This window comes from Mesorhizobium sp. M7A.F.Ca.US.005.03.2.1 (assembly GCF_003997795.1).
In the GTDB taxonomy this organism is placed as follows: Bacteria; Pseudomonadota; Alphaproteobacteria; order Rhizobiales; family Rhizobiaceae; genus Mesorhizobium; species Mesorhizobium ciceri.
Map to the genome: position 1 here is coordinate 1 of NZ_RZRP01000981.1, position 2,174 is coordinate 2,174.

The following is a 2,174-nucleotide window of genomic DNA, read 5'->3' on the forward strand; positions in this document are numbered from 1 at the left end:
TGTATGTCCATCACCGAACCATCGTCGGCGACGGGAGCGAGCCCATGCGTGGGCCGGCCGGCAACGCCGTGATCGAAGCTGTCGATCAGTCTGCCTTCGGCGTCGATGCGATGGATCAGGCCGGTGTCGAGATCGGACGCAAAGAACTCGCGGTGAGTGGCGTCGAAAGTGAGATTGCCGATGCCGGGACCGCTGTTGGTGTCGATGTCGGCGAATTTGGAGACCTGGCCGGTGATGCCGTCGATCTTCCAGACGGTGCCCGGCCCACCACCGTTTTCGGTGCCGAACTGGCCATCCATGAAGGTGGCACCGGCAGCGCCGCGGCGCTGCCTCTCGGGGCGGCCGTCATCGTCGGCATCCGGGGTGACGATACGGATGCCGTGCAGCGAGGTGGCGCCGGCATAGAGATTGGGAATGCCCGATGGAACGCCGTCGCGCACGCCGTCATCATAGGTGACGCCGAACACTTGGCCGATCTGCTCCGCCGTCACCTCGAAGGGCGGCGGCGTGTTGACCAGCTGGCCGGAGGCTGGGCCGCCCAGATGCGAAACGTCGAACACGCGCAAGGTGGCGCGCGTGGGGTCGATGAAGGTTTCGTCGACCGGATCGACGCCGGGCGGCAGGCCCTCTTTTTCGGAATCAGGGGGGTCGAAATTGGGAATGATGGTGCCGGAGAATCCGGTCACCGCCATCGAGCCGGGATAGATGATCCGGGTTTCCTGCGCCTGCGCGGCGCCCAGCCACAGGCCGAGTGCCAGCGCCAGCAACCCGCCTGGATGCACAGCACGGCGCAAGCCGCCATCAAGAGACGACACGAACGAGCCGCGGATGCGAGACATGACACTACCCCCCGTAGTCGACGGGAGAACGTCGGGGCTGGCCGCGCAAATCAGGGCAAGGCGCGGCGGTCCGGCTCGTTCTTCCCTGATCGAATTGTCTGCTTTCCTCAAGACGACGATACGCCTGGTCTTACGCAGGGTCAACGGAATCAGCGGAAAGCCCAGCGCATCGACCCCGTCCCGAAGGCGGTGGTCGCGCCGAGCTCCTGTTGTTCCCGGAGACCGCAGAGCCTCTGGGTTATTGGTCATGGGGGCTTCCTTTCCGGGCCGCACCATGCGGCACCTGGAGATCAGTCGCGGGCGGAGATGGAAAGGTTCATGGAAGGCCTGCGCAGAATGCTTGCGCGCGATGCCGCCTCTTCTTATATACGCGCCAAGCCGTTCGGCGCCGGAGTGCCGGTTGCCGGAACGGGATTTCTTGTGAACAGGGGCTTTCGTCGGAACGCCTGTACGGGTCCTGAGAGCCTGCTTAGCGGAGAGACTAGAGAAATGGCAAAAGTAATCGGTATCGATCTCGGCACCACCAACTCCTGCATCGCCATCATGGATGGCAAGGAGCCCAAGGTAATCGAGAATGCGGAAGGCGCGCGCACGACGCCTTCCATCGTCGCCATCTCGGGCGACGACGAACGTCTGGTCGGCCAGCCGGCCAAGCGCCAGGCGGTCACCAATCCTGAAAACACCATCTTCGCGGTCAAGCGCCTGATCGGCCGCCGCTATGACGATCCGGTGACGGAGAAGGACAAGAAGCTTGTCCCCTACAAGATCGTCAAGGGCGACAATGGCGATGCCTGGGTCGAAGCTGGCGGCAGGAAGCAGTCGCCCTCGCAGATTTCGGCCATGATCCTGCAGAAGATGAAGGAGACGGCGGAAGCCTATCTCGGCGAAAAGGTCGAGAAGGCGGTCATCACCGTTCCGGCCTATTTCAACGACGCCCAGCGCCAGGCGACCAAGGATGCCGGCAAGATCGCCGGCCTTGAAGTGCTGCGCATCATCAACGAGCCGACCGCGGCAGCGCTTGCCTATGGCCTCGACAAGAAGGAAGGCAAGACCATTGCCGTCTATGACCTTGGCGGCGGCACGTTCGACATTTCGGTGCTCGAAATCGGCGATGGCGTGTTCGAGGTCAAGTCGACCAATGGCGACACCTTCCTCGGCGGCGAGGATTTCGACATGCGCCTGGTCGAATACCTGGCGGCCGAGTTCAAGAAGGAACAGGGCATCGACCTGAAGAACGACAAGCTTGCCCTGCAGCGCCTCAAGGAGGCGGCTGAAGAGGCCAAGATCGAGCTGTCGTCGACCACCCAGACCGAAATCAACCTGCCCTTCATCACC

1 protein-coding gene and 1 pseudogene are annotated in these 2,174 nt (G+C 62.9%); one reads left to right on the forward strand and one right to left on the reverse strand.

Annotation, left to right across the window (positions count from 1 at the left end; all coding sequences use genetic code 11):
* Positions 1 to 1,115 (reverse strand): annotated as a pseudogene (locus tag EN991_RS33505) (hypothetical protein); the annotation flags it as partial.
* 213 nt (positions 1,116 to 1,328) lie between these two features.
* On the opposite strand from EN991_RS33505, the gene EN991_RS33510 reads away from it, so the two are divergent.
* Positions 1,329 to 2,174, forward strand: an 846-nt coding sequence (locus tag EN991_RS33510; RefSeq protein ID WP_164769568.1) for an Hsp70 family protein, incomplete at its 3' end; no start/stop codon positions are given.